The sequence below is a fragment of the Chryseobacterium sp. HNCC26DJ240 genome (assembly GCF_057180485.1).
On the sequence record NZ_JBXUGK010000030.1, the window covers coordinates 1 to 245 of the forward strand.

General features: G+C 33.5%; 1 protein-coding gene. It reads right to left on the reverse strand.

The window, feature by feature from the left end; translation table 11 throughout:
• The coding region (locus tag AC2A1G_RS20080; protein ID WP_484048657.1) for a hypothetical protein at positions 1 to 245 on the reverse strand (245 nt) is incomplete at both ends.

Sequence of the window (245 nt, forward strand, 5' to 3'; positions counted from 1 at the left end):
TAATAAATCCCCTTTTCTTCTTTGGTTTTAGGATCTATTTTGAACACAATATCGATAAAAACTTTGGGATCATCGGGATCCAAATTCGGATCAAAATCTTTTGCTTTATCTCCCAAATCATAAATTAAGACGGGATCTCCAAGCATGCCCACAATTTGGCTTCCTTCCGGCATTGGTTTTAGTTTTTCTACTAATTCTTTTTTTGTAATACTTTGGTGAATGAGTTGCCCATTAATTTTTATGTA